The sequence below is a fragment of the Pseudomonas sp. NPDC087336 genome, assembly GCF_044744285.1.
Taxonomy (GTDB): Bacteria; Pseudomonadota; Gammaproteobacteria; order Pseudomonadales; family Pseudomonadaceae; genus Aquipseudomonas.
On sequence record NZ_JBIUYA010000005.1, the window covers coordinates 1 to 16,358 of the forward strand.

14 protein-coding genes are annotated in these 16,358 nt (G+C 62.2%); 9 read left to right on the forward strand and 5 right to left on the reverse strand.

The annotated features are described in order from the left end of the window. Positions 1 to 155: 155 nt before the first annotated feature. The 4 genes from ACIO0C_RS06390 to ACIO0C_RS06405 all read right to left on the reverse strand — a co-directional run bounded on the left by ACIO0C_RS06390 (position 156) and on the right by ACIO0C_RS06405 (position 5,398). Positions 156 to 1,223 (reverse strand): alpha/beta fold hydrolase, encoded by a 1,068-nt coding sequence (locus ACIO0C_RS06390; RefSeq protein ID WP_401309245.1) that lies wholly within the window; start codon positions 1,221 to 1,223, stop codon positions 156 to 158. A gap of 166 nt (positions 1,224 to 1,389) precedes the next feature. Beyond that, positions 1,390 to 2,655: an MFS transporter gene (locus ACIO0C_RS06395; RefSeq protein ID WP_401309248.1), complete on the reverse strand. Its 1,266-nt coding sequence runs from the start codon at positions 2,653 to 2,655 to the stop codon at positions 1,390 to 1,392. 67 nt (positions 2,656 to 2,722) lie between these two features. Then, positions 2,723 to 3,778 (reverse strand): sugar phosphate isomerase/epimerase family protein, encoded by a 1,056-nt coding sequence (locus tag ACIO0C_RS06400; RefSeq protein ID WP_401309251.1) that lies wholly within the window; start codon positions 3,776 to 3,778, stop codon positions 2,723 to 2,725. 111 nt (positions 3,779 to 3,889) lie between these two features. After that, complete coding sequence (locus ACIO0C_RS06405; RefSeq protein ID WP_401309254.1) at positions 3,890 to 5,398, reverse strand: PLP-dependent aminotransferase family protein; 1,509 nt, start codon at positions 5,396 to 5,398, stop codon at positions 3,890 to 3,892. A 210-nt stretch (positions 5,399 to 5,608) separates the two neighbouring features. Here ACIO0C_RS06405 and ACIO0C_RS06410 point away from each other — a divergent pair, with 210 nt between their 5' ends. The 7 genes from ACIO0C_RS06410 to ACIO0C_RS06440 all read left to right on the forward strand — a co-directional run bounded on the left by ACIO0C_RS06410 (position 5,609) and on the right by ACIO0C_RS06440 (position 11,985). Further along, positions 5,609 to 6,589 (forward strand): quinone oxidoreductase family protein, encoded by a 981-nt coding sequence (locus tag ACIO0C_RS06410; RefSeq protein WP_401309256.1) that lies wholly within the window; start codon positions 5,609 to 5,611, stop codon positions 6,587 to 6,589. A 13-nt stretch (positions 6,590 to 6,602) separates the two neighbouring features. Further along, positions 6,603 to 7,451, forward strand: coding sequence for a TauD/TfdA dioxygenase family protein (locus ACIO0C_RS06415; protein ID WP_401309259.1), 849 nt, complete (start codon positions 6,603 to 6,605; stop codon positions 7,449 to 7,451). An 87-nt stretch (positions 7,452 to 7,538) separates the two neighbouring features. Beyond that, positions 7,539 to 8,591 (forward strand): 3-keto-5-aminohexanoate cleavage protein, encoded by a 1,053-nt coding sequence (locus tag ACIO0C_RS06420; RefSeq protein WP_401309262.1) that lies wholly within the window; start codon positions 7,539 to 7,541, stop codon positions 8,589 to 8,591. Positions 8,592 to 8,679: 88 nt separating this feature from the next. Then, entirely contained in the window at positions 8,680 to 9,996 is a 1,317-nt protein-coding gene (locus tag ACIO0C_RS06425; protein WP_401309264.1) for an MFS transporter, read from the forward strand. After that, positions 9,993 to 10,655, forward strand: coding sequence for a DsbA family protein (locus tag ACIO0C_RS06430; RefSeq protein WP_401309267.1), 663 nt, complete (start codon positions 9,993 to 9,995; stop codon positions 10,653 to 10,655). The genes ACIO0C_RS06425 and ACIO0C_RS06430 overlap by 4 nt, the downstream gene beginning before the upstream one ends. Beyond that, positions 10,652 to 10,978: a Rieske 2Fe-2S domain-containing protein gene (locus tag ACIO0C_RS06435; RefSeq protein ID WP_008066685.1), complete on the forward strand. Its 327-nt coding sequence runs from the start codon at positions 10,652 to 10,654 to the stop codon at positions 10,976 to 10,978. The genes ACIO0C_RS06430 and ACIO0C_RS06435 overlap by 4 nt, the downstream gene beginning before the upstream one ends. Beyond that, positions 10,975 to 11,985, forward strand: a complete 1,011-nt coding sequence (locus ACIO0C_RS06440; protein ID WP_008066683.1) for a YeiH family protein — start codon at positions 10,975 to 10,977, stop codon at positions 11,983 to 11,985. Before ACIO0C_RS06435 ends, ACIO0C_RS06440 begins: the two co-directional genes overlap by 4 nt. 267 nt (positions 11,986 to 12,252) lie before the next feature. Here ACIO0C_RS06440 and ACIO0C_RS06445 read toward each other — a convergent pair whose 3' ends face one another. Beyond that, positions 12,253 to 13,296 (reverse strand): AraC family transcriptional regulator, encoded by a 1,044-nt coding sequence (locus ACIO0C_RS06445; protein ID WP_401309271.1) that lies wholly within the window; start codon positions 13,294 to 13,296, stop codon positions 12,253 to 12,255. A 355-nt stretch (positions 13,297 to 13,651) separates the two neighbouring features. Between ACIO0C_RS06445 and ACIO0C_RS06450 the strand changes: the two genes are divergently transcribed. Together ACIO0C_RS06450 and ACIO0C_RS06455 are read left to right on the forward strand one after the other, a co-directional pair. Then, positions 13,652 to 14,218, forward strand: a complete 567-nt coding sequence (locus tag ACIO0C_RS06450; protein WP_008064052.1) for an alpha/beta hydrolase — start codon at positions 13,652 to 13,654, stop codon at positions 14,216 to 14,218. A gap of 128 nt (positions 14,219 to 14,346) precedes the next feature. Beyond that, a complete protein-coding gene (locus tag ACIO0C_RS06455) occupies positions 14,347 to 16,350 on the forward strand; it encodes a DUF1302 domain-containing protein (RefSeq protein WP_401309274.1) in 2,004 nt (667 codons plus the stop codon). Positions 16,351 to 16,358 lie beyond the last annotated feature (8 nt).

A 16,358-nucleotide genomic window follows, 5' to 3' on the forward strand; every position in this document is an offset into this window, starting at 1 on the left:
CGCGTCACCGTTGCGCAGGGCTCACGTCATGCGTCGACAGCGGAACGCGGAGCGTCCCTGGCGGCATTCCCACGCAGAGCGTGGGAACGATCACACAGTAGAACGGGTACAGCCGCGAGCGATGGGTCGGTTGTCAGGCCCCTATCGCTAGGACCTCAAAGATGATCGGCATCGATCACCGCCTTGGCGAACGCTTGCGGGTCTTCCTGCGGCAAGTTGTGGCCGATGCCGCCGCTGATCAGGCGGAATTCGTATTTGCCGGTAAAGCGCTTGGCGTAATCCTCGGGGGCCGGGTGCGGCGCGCCGTTGGCATCGCCCTCCAGGGTGATGGTCGGCACGCTGATGGAAGGCGCGGTGGCCAGTTTCTGCTCCAGCGCCTCGTACCGGCTCTCGCCCTGGACCAGGCCCAGGCGCCAGCGGTAGTTGAACACGGTGATGTCGACATGGTCGGGGTTTTCCAGCGCCTTGGCGCTGCGGTCGAAGGTGGCGTCATCGAAGGCCCATTTCGGCGAGGCCAGTTGCCAGATCAGCTTGGCGAAGTCATGGGTGTTTTTCTCGTACCCGGCGCGGCCGCGGTCGGTGGCGAAGTAGAACTGGTACCACCACTGCAGCTCGGCCTTGGGCGGCAGCGGGTTTTTGCCGGCGGCCTGGTTGCCGATCAGGTAGCCACTGACCGAGACCAGTGCCTTGACCCGCTCTGGCCACAGCGCCGAAACGATGCCGGCGGAACGCGCGCCCCAATCATAGCCGCCGAGCACGGCTTGCTTGATCTTCAGGGCGTCCATGAAGTCGATGACGTCGCTGGCCAGCGCGGCCGGTTGGCCGTTTCGCAGGGTTTTTTCGGAGAGGAAATGCGTGTCGCCGTAGCCTCGCGCATAGGGCATCAACACGCGATAACCCTTGGTCGCCAACAAGGGCGCGACCTCGTCATAGCTGTGGATGTCGTACGGCCAACCGTGCAGCAGGATCACCACCGGGCCATCGGCCGGGCCCGTTTCGGCGTACGCCACGTTCAGCAGGCCGGCGTTGACATGCTTGAGCGGACCGAATGCCGAAGTGGCCGCTTGCGTGACGCCAACCGCTGTCGCGCCAGGCTGCGCGGTAGCGGACGTTTGCCCGTGGGCGGCACCCAGGACGCCGAACAGACTCAGCGCGAGGATCGATGCGCCGACCAGACCGCGGCGGGGTTTACCGGGTTTTTCGTTCTGCTGTGCCATCTTCATGATGATGCTCCTTTGCAAGCCGCTGGCCAGGGGATCCGGCCGATCCCCTTCAAACCCTGCCTGCATTTGAGCGTGGTGACGTATCTGGCCTGTGTCGAAGAGCGGGACCGGTGCAAGTATCTGTATCGCGCCGTCGTCCAGATACACAGTGATACACAGCGTCGTATCAAGCCTGCGCTGCACTCACCTGGCTGCTGGCCGTGGACTTCCTGCGCACCGATTGATACAGCAGGCTGGACACCATGAAGCCAATGATCGCCAACCCGCTCATCAGGCTGAATACATAGTTATAGCCCTGCTGGCCGGGGAAGTGGTCGAGGATGGCGCCATAGATCACGTAGGCGAACATGCCCGGTGCATAGCCGATCAGGCAGCCGATGCCGAAGGCCGAGCCGGTGATGTGTTGGGGAATGCCGACTTCACCCATGGGCGCCCAGAACACGCCGCGCATGGAAAACACGATCAGCGCAAAGGACAGCGTGGCGGCCATGCCGGCATAGAGGAAGCTCGGGCTCTTGGGAATCAGCAGGATGACGCCCATCAGTGGCAGCAGCGCCAGGAACGCCCACTTCAGGTAGCGGCTGGTGCTCTTGAACTGCTTGTCGGCGATGAAACCACCGGCAGGTCCGCCGAGGATCTTGAGGAAGTACTGGTTGATGATGCCGTAGGCGCCCACCAGCGCCACGGGTAGGCCGTACATTTCCTTGAGGTAGGGAATGAAGTAGGTCAGGCCGCAGTAGACGATGTAGACCATGAACACATTGAGGCTGACCAGCCAGATGCCCGGCACCTTGATGGCTTCGAACAGATTGGCCAGGCCGTTGCCGGGCTTGGCGGTCGTCTGTGTGCCTGCGCTCTTGAGCAGGAACCAGGTCAGGGTCCCGGCCAGGATGTCGATCACCGAGTAGAACAGGATCGCCGATTTCAGGCCGGCTTCGCCCGAACCCATGGCGACGAACACGCCCAGCGCGCAGAAAGCCACCAGGGTATCGATGACGCCACGTCCGCCTTCCAGCAGGCCGAACAGCCGTCCCTGTTCCTGATCGTCGCCCAGGTTGCGGATGGCCTTGAGCAACGAGGGCCAGAAGATGCAGTCGGCACACACCGCCAGCAGGCTGAACACGATAAGCAGGTTGCTGAAAGGCGGAAAGGTGGCCAGGTACAGCCCCAGGCTACCGGTACCGATCAGGCCGATGGGGATCAGTTTGCGGGTGTCGTAGCGATCGGCGAGCATTCCGCCGACCACGAACAACGCGGTGGCGATGATCGCGTTGGCGCTCAGCAGCAAGCCGATTTCAGTGTGGCTCAAGCCCATGAATTGCTGCATGGGCACATAGAAGGCGTCCTTGAGGTTGGCCAGTTTGTAGATGGTGCCGCCACCGAGGATGAGTATCAGGAATCTGAGCCATTTGGCCTTGTTTTGAGTTGTCATTATTTTTCTCCGGGCGTAATCGGTTCGTAGCGTCGGGTTCAGGCTTGGGGTTATTTGCCAGGGTTAGTCAGGCCAGTGTCAGTTCAGCCAGGGTGCGCAACTCGGCCAGCACGCCGCGCACGTAGGCCACCTGGTTGTTCGCCCAGCGGTGTTCGTCGGCCAGCATTCGTTCCAGCGAGAAACCGGCAGGCAGTGGCGTGTCACTCATTTCCCGATAGGCAATGAAGGGGTCGGCCGCCTCGAGGGCCTGGCGGAACGCCGGTGCCACGTAGTGGTTTTCCTGCTCGAGGATGAAGGCAATCACTTGCGGGCGGGTTTGGCCAAGCATCAACAGCTCGAACAGCAGGCGGGCACTGGGCAGGTCATCTTCGGCGCTGCCCTGCAGCACGCCGTAGTGCCCGAAGCCGTTTTGCTCGGGGACCACGCGCACGCCCTTGAGGTGGGCCTGGCGGATGTGCGGCGCCAGGTTACGCAGCGCCTGTAGCGGTTGTTCGCAGGCATTGATCATGTTGCCGAAGTCAAACAGGGCATGCAGGCGAGGGTGGTCGAGGCGGTTCAGCAGTTGGGCGATCTCGCCGCTCTTGAGCTCTTCGTGCTGCTCGAAGTCGAAGTACAGGTCGTGCTTGTCTGCCTGCTGCGCCAGGTACTGCAGGTCGGTTTCGATCAGGTCCATGACCCGCGAGAGCGTTCCCTCGTAGCGCGAGTAGACGCGGATGTTGCGCACGCCCAGGGCCAGGGCGATGGAGATCACTTGGTCGACATCTTTTTTCTGCGTGCTGCTGATTTCCAGATGCACATCCAGTCCCAGGGCACGGGCCTTGTCGGCAAACACCTGCAGTTGCGCAGGCGTCATCTGGCTCAGGCTGTTGGCCTCGCCGTCGAGCAAGTGCAGGCTCAGGCCTTGCAGCTCGTGGCGATAGGCGAAGTCGAGCAGGTCGGCGGGGGTGACACGACCGTGGGTGAGGTTGGTCAGCAGCGGGTAGGCGTGGGCAAACAGGCGCAGTTGCGCCAGTCGTTCGAGCAACTGCCGGGCCAGTGCGTCAGTCAGCACGGGTGCCGTGCCGTCCTCGACCACGTTGTGGCAAAGCAAGGCGTTGAATCGTTCCTGGATCTTATTGTTCATTCGAGTCGTTCCTGGTTCAGACACGGGTCTTGCGACGCAGCCTTTATCGCGCCAGTCAGGAACTCTCGATAGATCCATTATCAGTTAATTGTTAAGACCACTTGCCCTGTTTCAAGTGGCTTGCGTCAGGCAGCCCATCGCGTCCAGGGCCCGGGCCAGCGCCTCGACGCGCTCCCGGGCCTGGTGTTCGGGGGTGCCGGCAAAACCGATCAGCAGGGCAGGCGGCAGGACGTGCTCGATGCAGTAGTCACTCAGGGCGTAGGTGTGGATGTTGTATCGCGCCAGTTGCTTGGCAATCGCGTCGTCATCGAGCGCGGGAGGTAGCCAGGCGATCAGGTGCATGCCGGCGTCCACCGGAGTGATCCGCAAGAAACCGCCGAGCTGTTGTTGCAGCTGCTCGACCAGGGCCTGCTGGCGCGCTTGGTACAGCGCACGCAGGCGGCGGATGTGCCCCAGGAAGTGGCCTTCGCCCATGAAGTCCGCCGTCGTCGCCTGCAGCAGGGTGGGCGGGCTGCGATCCATGACCGCGCGCAAGGTGCAAAAGGGTTCGACCAGGGCCTGGGGCAATATCACGTAGCCCAGTCGCAGCGAGGGAAACAGCACTTTGCTGAACGTCCCGACGTAGATCACCCGTGCCATCTGGTCCATGGCATAGAGCGCGGGAAGGAGGCGGCCGCTGTAGCGCAATTCACTGTCGCAATCGTCCTCGATGATCCAGCTCTGTTGACGTGCAGCCCAATCGATCAGTGTCTGGCGTCGCGCATAACTGAGGGTCACGCCCAGCGGATGCTGGCGCGAGGGCGTGGTGAACACCAGGCGCGCATCCGGGCATTGGGCCAGGCCTTGCTCGACATCGATCCCCTGCTCATCGACAGGCAGCGGCACCACCTGCGCGCCCTGGGCCTGCAAGGCGATACGCGCCGCGATATGCCCCGGATCCTCCATCCACACGCGGTCCTGCGGATTGAGCAGCAGCATGCCCAATAGGTTGAAGGCTTGCTGCGCACCGGAAACGATCACCACTTGCCCGGCGTCACAGTCGATGCCCCGGGCGTCGAAGACGTACTCGGCAATGGCCGTGCGCAGCGCCTGCAAGCCTTGCAATTCGCCGTAACCGAGCATGGCCTTGGTTGGCTTGAGCAGGTGACGGTTCATCAGGCGCCGCCAGATCGCGTGCGGGAACGCGTCGTAGGTGCTGTGGCTGGGCAGGAAGGAGGTCGGGGTCGACGGATCCCAGTCGGCATAGGACACCCCGCGAAAATGATCGCTACGCAGCGACAGCATCGACTGGCTCAGGTCGGACAGGCGAGGGGGCTGGCGTGCCTGCCCGTCGTCGACAGCCGTGCGGTGTTCCCATTCGGTGCCGACGTAGGTGCCAGCGCCGGTGCGCGAGGCCAGGAAACCCTCGGCGATCAACTGATCGAAGGCATTGAGGATGGTGATGCGCGACAACGCCAGTTCCTTGCTCAAGGTGCGGGTCGACGGCAGGCGCACACCTCCCAGGATCCGGCCACCGAGGATTTGTTTGCGAATCTGCAAATACAGTTGGCGGTACAAGGGGATGGCGCTGGCACGGTCCAGCTCGATGGCCGACAGCAACAAACCTGCGGGGGATTTCATGAAGCGCTCGTCTGGACGGTGTGTCGTGGTGTGCAGGGTAGCGAGCGGCACCGGATAAGTCATCCACTGCCGTGAGCGTCACGGCGAGCACTGTCATGAAATGAAAAGCCATTGTCGTCTGATGAGAAGCGGCTCACCAGGCAGCGTCCTACAGTCCAATCAGCGCAAATCGACGCAGCAGCCAATATTGCAGACTGGAGAATAAGAAAAATGGCCAAGGCCGTACGCTTCTACGAAACCGGTGGTCCCGAAGTCCTTCGTTATGAGGATGTCGAAGTCGGCGATCCGGGTCCCGGTCAGGTTCGCCTGCGTCATGTGGCGGTCGGCCTGAACTATGCCGACACCTACTTTCGCAACGGCACCTACCCGATCCCGATGCCCAACGGGATGGGCGTCGAGGCGTCCGGTGTGGTCCAGGCCATTGGCGAAGGGGTGACCAACGTTCAGGTGGGGGACCGCGTCACCTACACCGGTTTCCTCAACACTTTGGGTGCCTACAGCACCGAACGACTGATCGCCGCCGCGCCGCTGATCAAGCTGCCGGAAACCATCAGTTTCGAAGCGGCAGCGGCCATGACCATGCGCGGCCTGACGTCTTCGTACCTGATGCGCCGCATCTACGACTTCAAGGAAGGCGACAGCATTCTGCTGCACGCGGCCGCTGGTGGTGTCGGCCTGATCGTCTCGCAGTGGGCCAAATTGCTCGGCCTGAATGTGATCGGCACGGTCTCGACCGAGGAAAAGGCCGAAATCGCCCGGGCGCACGGTTGTGACCATACGATCAATTACAGCCATGAAGACGTCGCCGCACGCGTTCGCGAACTGACCGACGGCGTTGGCGTGAACGTGGTGTTCGACAGCGTCGGCAAGAACACCTTCATGGGCTCGCTGGATTCGTTGAAACCCCGTGGCCTGATGGTCTGCGTGGGTACCGCCTCCGGACCGATCCCGGCGTTCGACCCGGTGATGCTGGCGATGAAAGGTTCGCTGTTCCTGACCCGCCCGGCCTTGGCCAACTACATCAGCGACCCTGCGGAAAAAGCCGCCCTGGCCGGTGAGTTGTTCGACCACGTCGGCAGCGGCCGGATCAAGATCGAGATCAACCAGCACTACGCCTTGCAGGATGCGGTGCAGGCTCATCGCGATCTTGAGGCGCGCAAGACCACCGGTTCATCGATTTTCGTCATTTAAGGAGCAGCCAGCCATGAAAGTCGAACAATTGACTTGCAGCATCGGCGCCGAACTGATCGGCGTGAACCTCGCCGACGCGGTGCATGATGACGGTCTGTTTGCCGAGATTCGTGCCCAGTTGCTCAAGCACCGGGTGGTGTTCCTGCGCGACCAGGACATCACGCGCGCCGAACACGTGGCCTTCGCCCGACGCTTTGGCGAGCTGGAGGACCATCCGGTGGCCGGCAGCGATCCGGAGCATCCGGGGCTGGTGCGCATCTACAAGAATCCGGACCAGCCGATGGACCGCTACGAAAACGCCTGGCACACCGATGCAACCTGGCGCGAAGCGCCGCCGATGGGCTGCGTGCTGCGCTGCGTGGAATGCCCGCCGGTGGGCGGCGACACGATGTGGGCCAACATGGTCCAGGCCTATGCGAACTTGCCAGATGACGTAAAGGTCAAGATCGCCGATCTGCGCGCCCGCCACAGCATCGAAGCGAGCTTCGGTGCCGCCATGCCGATTGAAAAACGCCTGGCACTCAAGGCGATGTACCCGGACGCCGAACACCCGGTGGTGCGCACTCACCCGGAAACTGGCGAGAAGGTGTTGTTCGTCAACGCTTTCACCACCCATTTCAGCAACTACCACACCCCTGAGCGGGTGCGCTTCGGCCAGGACGCCAACCCCGGCGCGAGCGAGTTGCTGCGCTACCTGATCAGCCAGGCGTACATCCCCGAGTATCAAGTGCGCTGGCGCTGGAAGCCCAACAGCATCGCCATCTGGGACAACCGCAGTACCCAGCACTACGCCGTCATGGACTACCCGCCGTGCCATCGCAAGATGGAGCGCGCCGGGATCATCGGCGACAAGACCTACTGATCGACCCTTTCTGCATACGCACTCGTAGACACGTCTGCCCGGCACGATCCCGGGTGGGCGGGACAATCATAAGAAGTGGAGTAAACCATGCAATTCTTCGACGATTCCCTGCACCCCGAAAACATGGAAAAAGTGGTCATCACCGTGGCCCCGTATGGCCCGGAATGGATGCCAGAAGACTTCCCTGAAGACATCCCGTTGACCATGGACGAGCAAGTCCAGAAAGCGGTCGATTGCTATGAAGCCGGCGCCACGGTCCTGCACCTGCATGTGCGTGAACTGGACGGCAAGGGCTCCAAGCGCCTGTCGAAGTTCAACGAGCTGATCGCCGGTGTGCGCGAAGCCGTGCCGGACATGATCATCCAGGTCGGTGGCTCGATTTCCTTCGCCCCGGAAAGTGATGGCGAAGCCGCCAAGTGGCTGTCCGACGATACCCGCCACATGCTGGCCGAGCTGACGCCAAAACCGGACCAGGTCACGGTGGCGATCAACACCACCCAGATGAACATCATGGAGCTGCTGTATCCGCAATACCTGGAAGGCACTTCCCTGGCCAACCCGATGGTCCAGGCCGCCTACAGCGAGATGACCGTACCGGCAGGCCCGGCCTGGGTCGCCGAGCACCTCAAGCGCCTGATGGACAACGACATCCAGCCGCACTTCCAACTGACCGGCATGCACGCCATGGAAACCCTTGAGCGCCTGGTTCGCAGGGGCATCTACAAGGGCCCGTTGAACCTGACCTGGATCGGCATCGGCGGCGGTTTCGACGGACCGAACCCGTTCAACTTCTTCAACTTCATCCACCGCGCGCCGGACGGCTGCACCCTGACCTCAGAGTCGCTGCTCAAGAACGTCATGCCGTTCAACACCATGTCGATGGCCATGGGCATGCACCCGCGCGTGGGCAATGAAGACACTATCATTGATCACAAGGGCGACCGATTCGGGTCGGTGGCGCAGATCCAGCAAACCGTGCGCATCGCCCATGAACTGGGGCGCGAAATTGCTAGTGGCAAAGAAGCCCGCGAGATTTATCGCATCGGTGTGAAGTACGACAGCATCGAAGAAACCCTGCTGGCCAACGGTATGGCCCCCAACCGCAAGGCTGGGCACAAAGGTGTGCCGCAACGCGGCTGACCGGTGGTGCGCACGAGAGGCCGTGACCACTCGTGCGCACTGCAAAACGCTTGATAACAAAAATAAATAAAAGCTTTGAGGAGGCTGCATGGCCTTTCACCCAATCGCCGACGATGACGACGCTGGTGGCGTCAACGTTGCGCGTAAATATGCCTGGATTGTTTTTGCGCTGACGTTCGGCCTGTTGATTTCCGATTACATGTCACGCCAAGTGCTGAACGCGGTGTTCCCGCTGCTCAAGAGCGAATGGGCCCTGAGCGACGGCCAGCTTGGCCTGCTCAGCGGCATTGTCGCCCTGATGGTTGGGCTGCTGACGTTCCCACTGTCGCTGATGGCCGACCGCTTCGGCCGGGTCAAGAGCCTGGCGCTGATGGCGATGCTGTGGAGCCTGGCCACCCTGGGTTGCGCGTTGGCGCAGGACTATCAGCAGATGTTCATCGCCCGCTTCATGGTCGGCGTCGGCGAAGCGGCCTACGGCAGCGTTGGCATCGCGGTGGTGATTTCGGTGTTTCCGAAACACATGCGGGCAACCCTGGCCAGCGCCTTCATGGCGGGCGGCATGTTCGGCTCGGTGTTGGGCATGGCGTTGGGTGGTGCGATCGCCGCCAAGCTCGGCTGGCGCTGGTCGTTCGCCGGCATGGCGCTGTTCGGCCTGCTGCTGGCCATCCTTTACCCGATCATCGTCAAGGAAGCGCGCATCGCACCGCAACGGGTTGCCAAGGCTGTCGCGGGGGCCAAGCGTCCGTTGCGTACGCTGTGGTCCAGCCGTTCGGTGGTGGCGACCTACGTCGCCAGCGGCTTGCAGCTGTTCGTCGGTGGCACGGTGATGGTGTGGATTCCCAGCTACCTCAATCGCTACTACGACATGCCCACGGACAAGGCCGGCGGCATGGCCGCGATCATCGTGCTGTGCAGCGGTGCTGGGATGATTGTGTGCGGCATGCTCAGCGATCGGCTGTGTCGCAACTCGCCGGAACGCAAGGTCAGCCTGGCCATCGCTTTTTGCCTGGGCAGTTGCCTGTTGTTGTCGGCGGCCTTCGCACTGACGGCAGGGCCTCTGCAACTGGCACTGATCTGCCTGGGCATGCTGATTGCCACCGGCACCACCGGCCCCGCGGGTGCGATGGTTGCCAACCTGACCCATTACTCGGTCCATGGCACGGCCTTCGCCACACTGACATTGGCCAACAACATGCTGGGGCTGGCACCGGGGCCGTTCATCACCGGAAGGGTCTCGGACCTCATCGGCCTGCACGCCGCTTTCCAGCTGGTGCCATTGGTCAGCCTTGCGGCAGCAGCCGTGTTCTTTTACGCCAAGTGTCATTACCACAAAGATATTGCCCGCCTTCAGGGTCAGCGCGTGCCTGACCCCGTCAGTCAAGCCGGGTTAGAGGTGAAGTTGTGAGTCGTCGTCTAGAGATTGATGTGTTTTTCGATTTTATCTGCCCCTGGTGCCTGATCGGCAAACGCCAGCTGGAGCATGCGCAGGTACAGTTCCGCAATCGCCATCCGGATGTGCAGATCAGCACGCAGTGGCATGGCGTGCAGTTGCTGCCGCAGTTGCCGTTGGAAGGTGAGCCCTTCGCCGATTTCTACCGCAAGCGCCTGGGCAATGCCGATGCCATGACCATGCGCCAGGCCCAGGTACAAAAGGCTGCGGCGGCGGTGGGACTGACCATCGACCTCAGCCAAATCGAGACGATGCCCAACACCGCGGACGCCCATCGCCTGTTCGAACGGGTCAGCGCATTGGGCAATGCTGCCCAGCGTGAGATGTTGCTCGAGCGGATGTTCGCCGCTTATTTCCGCAAACGCGAAAACCTTGGCTGTCGCGAGACCTTGCTTGCCATCGCCCGTTCCTGTGGCATCGATACCGACGCCGTGCTCGATTGCCTGAAGGGCGACGCCACGCCATTTGCCGGATCCCCCGGCGCGACCAGTGGCGTGCCGAGTTTCCAGTTCGATCGCCGCCTGACGGTGATCGGTGCCCAACCTGCCCAGGCGCTGCTCGGAGCCATGCACCAAGCCCTCAAGGAAGGTGAGTGCGAGCGGCAGCTGGCATGACCCGGCGCATTCCCGTACCTGCCGGCAAACACCCGCAGGCCGGTGGCCGGGCGCTGTTCGAATTCGAAGACAAGAGCCTGGCGTTGTTCAACGTCGACGGGCAACTGTTCGCCATCGACGACAGTTGCCCGCACCAGGGCGCCTCGCTGTGTGGCGGGCGTCTGGAGGGGCGGGTGATTCAATGTTGCGCCCATGGTTTGCGCTTCGATCTGCACAGTGGCTACCTGCTCAATTCCAGGCAGGTCAAGGTCAACAACTACCCGGTCGAGATCATCGACGGCCAGGCGTTCATCGTCATCGTTCCTGAGGAGTCCGCGCCATGAGCGCCATCGCCCTTACCCGTATCCATAGCCGCACGCGCGAACTGGCCCCGGGGTTTATCGTCAGTCTGATCGTGGCCGCCGCCGCGTCGTTCCTGTCCGAGCACTACGGTGCCCCCGTCATGCTGTTCGCGCTGCTGCTGGGCATGGCCCTGAACTTCCTCGCCGGCGACGGCGCCTGCAAGGCCGGCATCGAGTTCACCGCGCGTACCGTGTTGCGAATCGGCGTGGCGCTGCTGGGCATGCGCATCACCCTCGAACAGATGGCGGCGCTGGGTTGGAAGCCTGTGGCGCTGGTGGTGATCCTGGTGGTGGTGACCATCGGCGTGTCGGTGATCGCGGCCAAGGCGCTGGGCTTTCAGCGCTTGTTCGGCATGCTCACCGGTGGGGCCACCGCGATCTGTGGCGCATCGGCCGCGTTGGCGCTGGCGGCAGCGCTGCCCAATCACCCGCAGAAAGAACGCGCGACCCTGTTCACGGTGATCGGTGTCTCGGCGCTGTCGACGATGGCGATGATCGTCTACCCGATGATCGCCAACTGGCTGCAACTGTCGCCGCAGGTGGCCGGGGTTTTTCTCGGGGCGACCATCCACGACGTGGCCCAGGTGGTCGGCGCCGGCTACAGCATGTCCACCGAGACCGGTGACACGGCCACGGTGGTCAAGCTGATGCGCGTCGCCATGCTGCTGCCGGTGATCGTCACCGCCGCGATGATCACCCGCATGCAGGGCGCCGATCCGACCGGCAAGCGACCACCGTTGCTGCCGTGGTTCGCCGTCGGTTTTCTGATTCTGGCGTGCATCAACAGCACCGGGTGGATAGCCCCGGTGGTGCAGGGCTCGGTCAATGAACTGTCGCGCTGGTGCCTGGTGGTGTCCATCAGTGCCCTGGGCATGAAGACCCAGCTCAAGGAGCTGGCGGCAGTGGGCATCAAGCCGATCCTGCTGATGGTGGGGGAGACGGTGTTCCTCGTCGTGCTGGTGCTGTTGTTGCTGCACTGGGGGCTCTGACACCTGACGCAATACGCTTTCTGGAAGAGGGCCGCGCCGTGGTTGGCTCCTGGCTGCGGTGGTGTTCTCGACCGGTGTGGACAGCACCGGTTTTTCACGGCGACTGTACCAGCAGTCGCCGTTTTTTTTGTCCGGTGCGTCTGTGGGAGATTGTTGTCTGAGTACATATCCGTTACCGCAGGAATGGATATGTACTCATTCAACAAACAACAGATCGGCTGTTAGGCCGCCATCGCTGGCAAGCCAGCTCCCACAACAGGCGCGATATCAGTAGGGCTTGGGCGGGACAGCGTCCGTAGGGGCTTTTGGCGAACCTTGCTTTTGCGCGCGCCACGTCGCCGGTGGCATGCCGAACTGGCTGATGAACCACCGTGTAAACGAACTCGCCATCGAGTAGCCAAGCATGTCGGCAATGCGACTGAGCGAGTAATTCGGGTTGTCCAGATAACGCAGCACCAGGTCGCGGCGCACGTCGTTGATCACATCATTGAACGCACAACCATCATCCTTCAGGCGACGTTGCAGGGTGCGTACGTTCATGCCCTGGCTCTGCGCGACTTGCTCGATGGTGGCGCGGCCCATGGGCAGCAGCAGGTAGATGGCCTTGCGCACTTCGAACAGCATCGAAGTGCCTTGGTGGCCTTGCAGCGAATCGAGGTAGCTCTGGGCGTAGCGGGCCATGGCCGGGTCGGCATTGGGGTTGGTCATGTCCAGGCTGGCGCCTGCGCAGACGATGCCGTTGAACTCACTGCCGAACTCCAGGGTGCAGCCGAACAGGCGGCGGTGCAGTTGCAGGTTGTCGGGAGGCTGGTGGGTGAAATTGACGCTGTAGGGATGCCAGTGTGAGCCGAGCAGGGCGGCGCACAGGCGGAACATCACGCCGATGGCCAGCTCGGTGGCCTGTCGGCTGGGCAGCGGCGATTCGGTGACCACCTCTTCGCGAATGATCACCATCTTGCCGGCCTCTTCGATGAAGATGGCCAGCGAATCATTCATCAAGTGCCGGTAATGCACCACCACCTGCAAGGCATCACGCAGTGTGCGCTGGTGGCTGAGTAGCAGGCTGACCACGCCGAAGTCCGAGAGCTGGCGTGATTCGGCCATGCTCAGGCCGAAGGTCTGGCAGCCGCTGGCCGCGGCTGAATCTTCCAGCAGGCGCACGGCGGAATCGATGGGGATACGGTGTTCCGGCGCCTGCAGCAAGGTCTTGGTCAGCCCGACGCCGGCCAGCACATCGCGTGGGTTGAACCCCAGGTATTGAGTGACCTCCAGATAGTTGGTCAAGACGGCGGCGCGAACAAGCTTGGTCATGCGAAGGTCTTTCCTGGGCCGATTGCGATTCAAAAAAAGCGTGGCGACTATATCCAGCACATCAGCAATTGAACAGTTGTGAAGTGAGCGGGGTCACTCGCCCATTGCTGTCCGATTTACCACTCTTGCGCAAACCTCGTCTAGGCTCACCCATTGATTACAGTGACCCGCACAGAACCTGCCGGGATTTTAGACCGGTGGTCGCACCGCGCCACCAGCGGAGCATTTGTCATGAAAAGAAAAGTGCATGACGTCCAATGAAAAGCACCTCGGGTGGCCGCTCTTTAATGTCAGTCCTACAAAAAGCCCCTGGCGACAGAGCCAGTCGAGTCATCGAGAAAGCGTAGGTGTTGAAGTGAACAAACTGCAAACTGCCGCAACCATTCTGATCGTACCGGGCCTGCGCGAGCACGTTGCCGAACATTGGCAGACGTTGCTTGAAGCCAGGCTCAGCAAGGTACGTAGTGTGCCGCCGCAGGAGACCGACAAGCTCGATTGCAACAAGCGCGTGCAAGCGATCCAACACGCCCTGGAGCAGATCGACGGGCCGGTGATCCTGGTCGCCCATAGCGCCGGCGTACTGATGGTCGCGCACTGGGCCGCGCAGCACAGCCGGCCGATCAAGGGCGCGCTGCTGGCCGCTCCACCTGACCTCGATGCCCCTTGGCCGTCAGGCTATCCATCGCCTGAAACCCTGCGTAGCCAGGGTTGGGATCCTCTACCCAAAGGCCCGCTGCCATTTCGCAGCCTGGTGGCCGCCAGTACCAACGACCACCTCGCCAGCCTGCAAGCCGTTACGCACCTGGCCGAAGGCTGGGGCAGCGAACTGCTCAACCTGGGTGACGTCGGTCATCTCAATCCTGCTGCCGGGTACGGGCACTGGCCACAAGCCGAAGCCCTCATCCTCGAGTTGGATCGCTGATTCAGGCGCCGGTTGGCCCGCGCCATCCGGTATTTGCCCTCACTCCTGAAAAACGTAAACCCCTGGCACAAGGGGTTACGCGGGGGCAGCTGCGCTTAAAACAAATACAAAAAGGCGGAGACAACGCAATGCACAACAACAAGAGTCACGGGTTCACCGGTTCACGCTACACCTTGCTGGCCTCGGCCATTCTCGCGGCAACGGTGCCGATGGCCCATGCGGCAGAGATCGAGACGGGTAACCCGGACTGGACCGTTCGCCTGGATAACACCGTCAAGTACAACTACGGCGTACGCACCGAAAGCGCGGACAAACGCATGTTGGGTACGCCCAACAACAACGACGGCGACTACAACTTCCGCAAGTCCGGCACCAACATCACCAACCGTGTCGACCTGCTGACCGAGATGGACGTGGTCTACCAGAACCACATGGGCTTTCGCGTCAGCGCCGCCAGCTGGTACGACAAGGCCTACGAGAACACTGGTTCCAATTCCAACCCGTTCGTCAACGGCAACGGTTCGACCTCGGGTCTGATCGCCAACGACCCGCGGCTGGCCGGGGTCACCAGTGACAATGTCGGCAATGGCAGCCCGCACCTGAGCAACTATGCCCAGCGTTACTACAGCGGTCCGTCTGGTGAAATCCTCGATGCCTTCGTGTTCTACAGCACCGAAGTGGGCGAGGAATCGATGCTGAGCTTCAAGGCTGGCCAGCACAACGTGTTCTGGGGGGAGACCATTCTCAACCCTGTGCATTCGATCAGCTACGGCCAGTCCGGCCTCGACCTGGCCAAACTCGCCGCGTCGCCAGGTACTGAAGCCAAGGAACTGTTCGTCCCGCGCAACCAGCTGTCGATGACGTTCACCGTCAACCCGGAATTGACCGTGGGCGCCCAGTACTTCCTCGATTGGGACGCCGCGCGCCTGCCGGAAGCGGGCACCTACTACGGCGGTTCCGACCTGGTTGGCTTCGGTGCGCAATCGTTCTTGCTCGGCAACACCAACGGCGTGGTCCCGGGCAGCCCTCTGGGCTGTGGCCTGGCACCGTGCAACGGCTTGACCAACGTGCGTCGCGGGCATGACCTGACGCCGGACAAGCGCGGCGACTGGGGCCTCATGGCCAAGTGGTCGCCCGCCTGGCTGGACGGCACCCTGGGCGTCTACTACCGCGAAACCTCGGAAATCCTCCCGCAAGCCTGGCTGGATGCCCGCGGCCTGAGCTCGGCCAACCCGAACGGCACCCGTCCCGCCGGGCAGGTACCTGCGGTGATCAATACGCTCAACTCGCTGAGCACCGCCACCTATCAAATGGCCTATGCCGACAACGTCAAGATCATCGGCCTGAGCCTCTCCAAGGACGTCGGCGGGGTGAGCGTGGGTTCGGACCTGAACGTGCGGCACAACATGCCGCTGGCCAGTATTCCGGCGATTGTCAGCACCAACAGTCCGCTGGGCCTGGGCCAGGGTCTTGGCCTGTTGCCGGCGCGCACGCCTGGCACCGGTGTGATCTATGACACCCCGGAAAAGGGCGACAGCATGGCCGCCACCGGCGACACCCTGCACTGGACGATCAACGGTCTGATGACCATGCCGAAAACCCCGGTGTTCGATTCGGCGACCCTGCTCGCCGAGGTGTACTACAGCAACTTGCTCAAGCTCGATAGCAAGAACGAGGCGCTCTACAAAGGCAAGGATACCTACCGCGGCATCGATCAGCCGACCCGCGACAACTGGGGCATCGCGGTCAACTTCACACCGACCTGGTACCAGGTGTTTCCCGGTGTCGACCTCAACGCGCCGATGTCCGTCAACCTCGGTCTCGATGGCGTGTCACCGGTCTCCGGTGGCGGTGCCAAGGATACCGGTAACTACGCCGTCGGCCTCGGGGCCGTTGTGTACAACAAATACTTCGTCGACCTCAAGTACGTGGACTCTTTCGGCAAGGCCGACAAGTGCAACGTCAGTGGTGTGAGTACCGGCCCGACTGGGGGTGACGGCGCTACGCCGAACGCCTTCAGCGGCAACGAAAACTACGCCTGTTACGCCGGTGGCTACTCGTCCTTTTCCGGAGGTGGAGCCACGACTGAGGACCGTGGCGCCGTGTACCTGACGATGAAAACAACCTTTTGATTCACCAC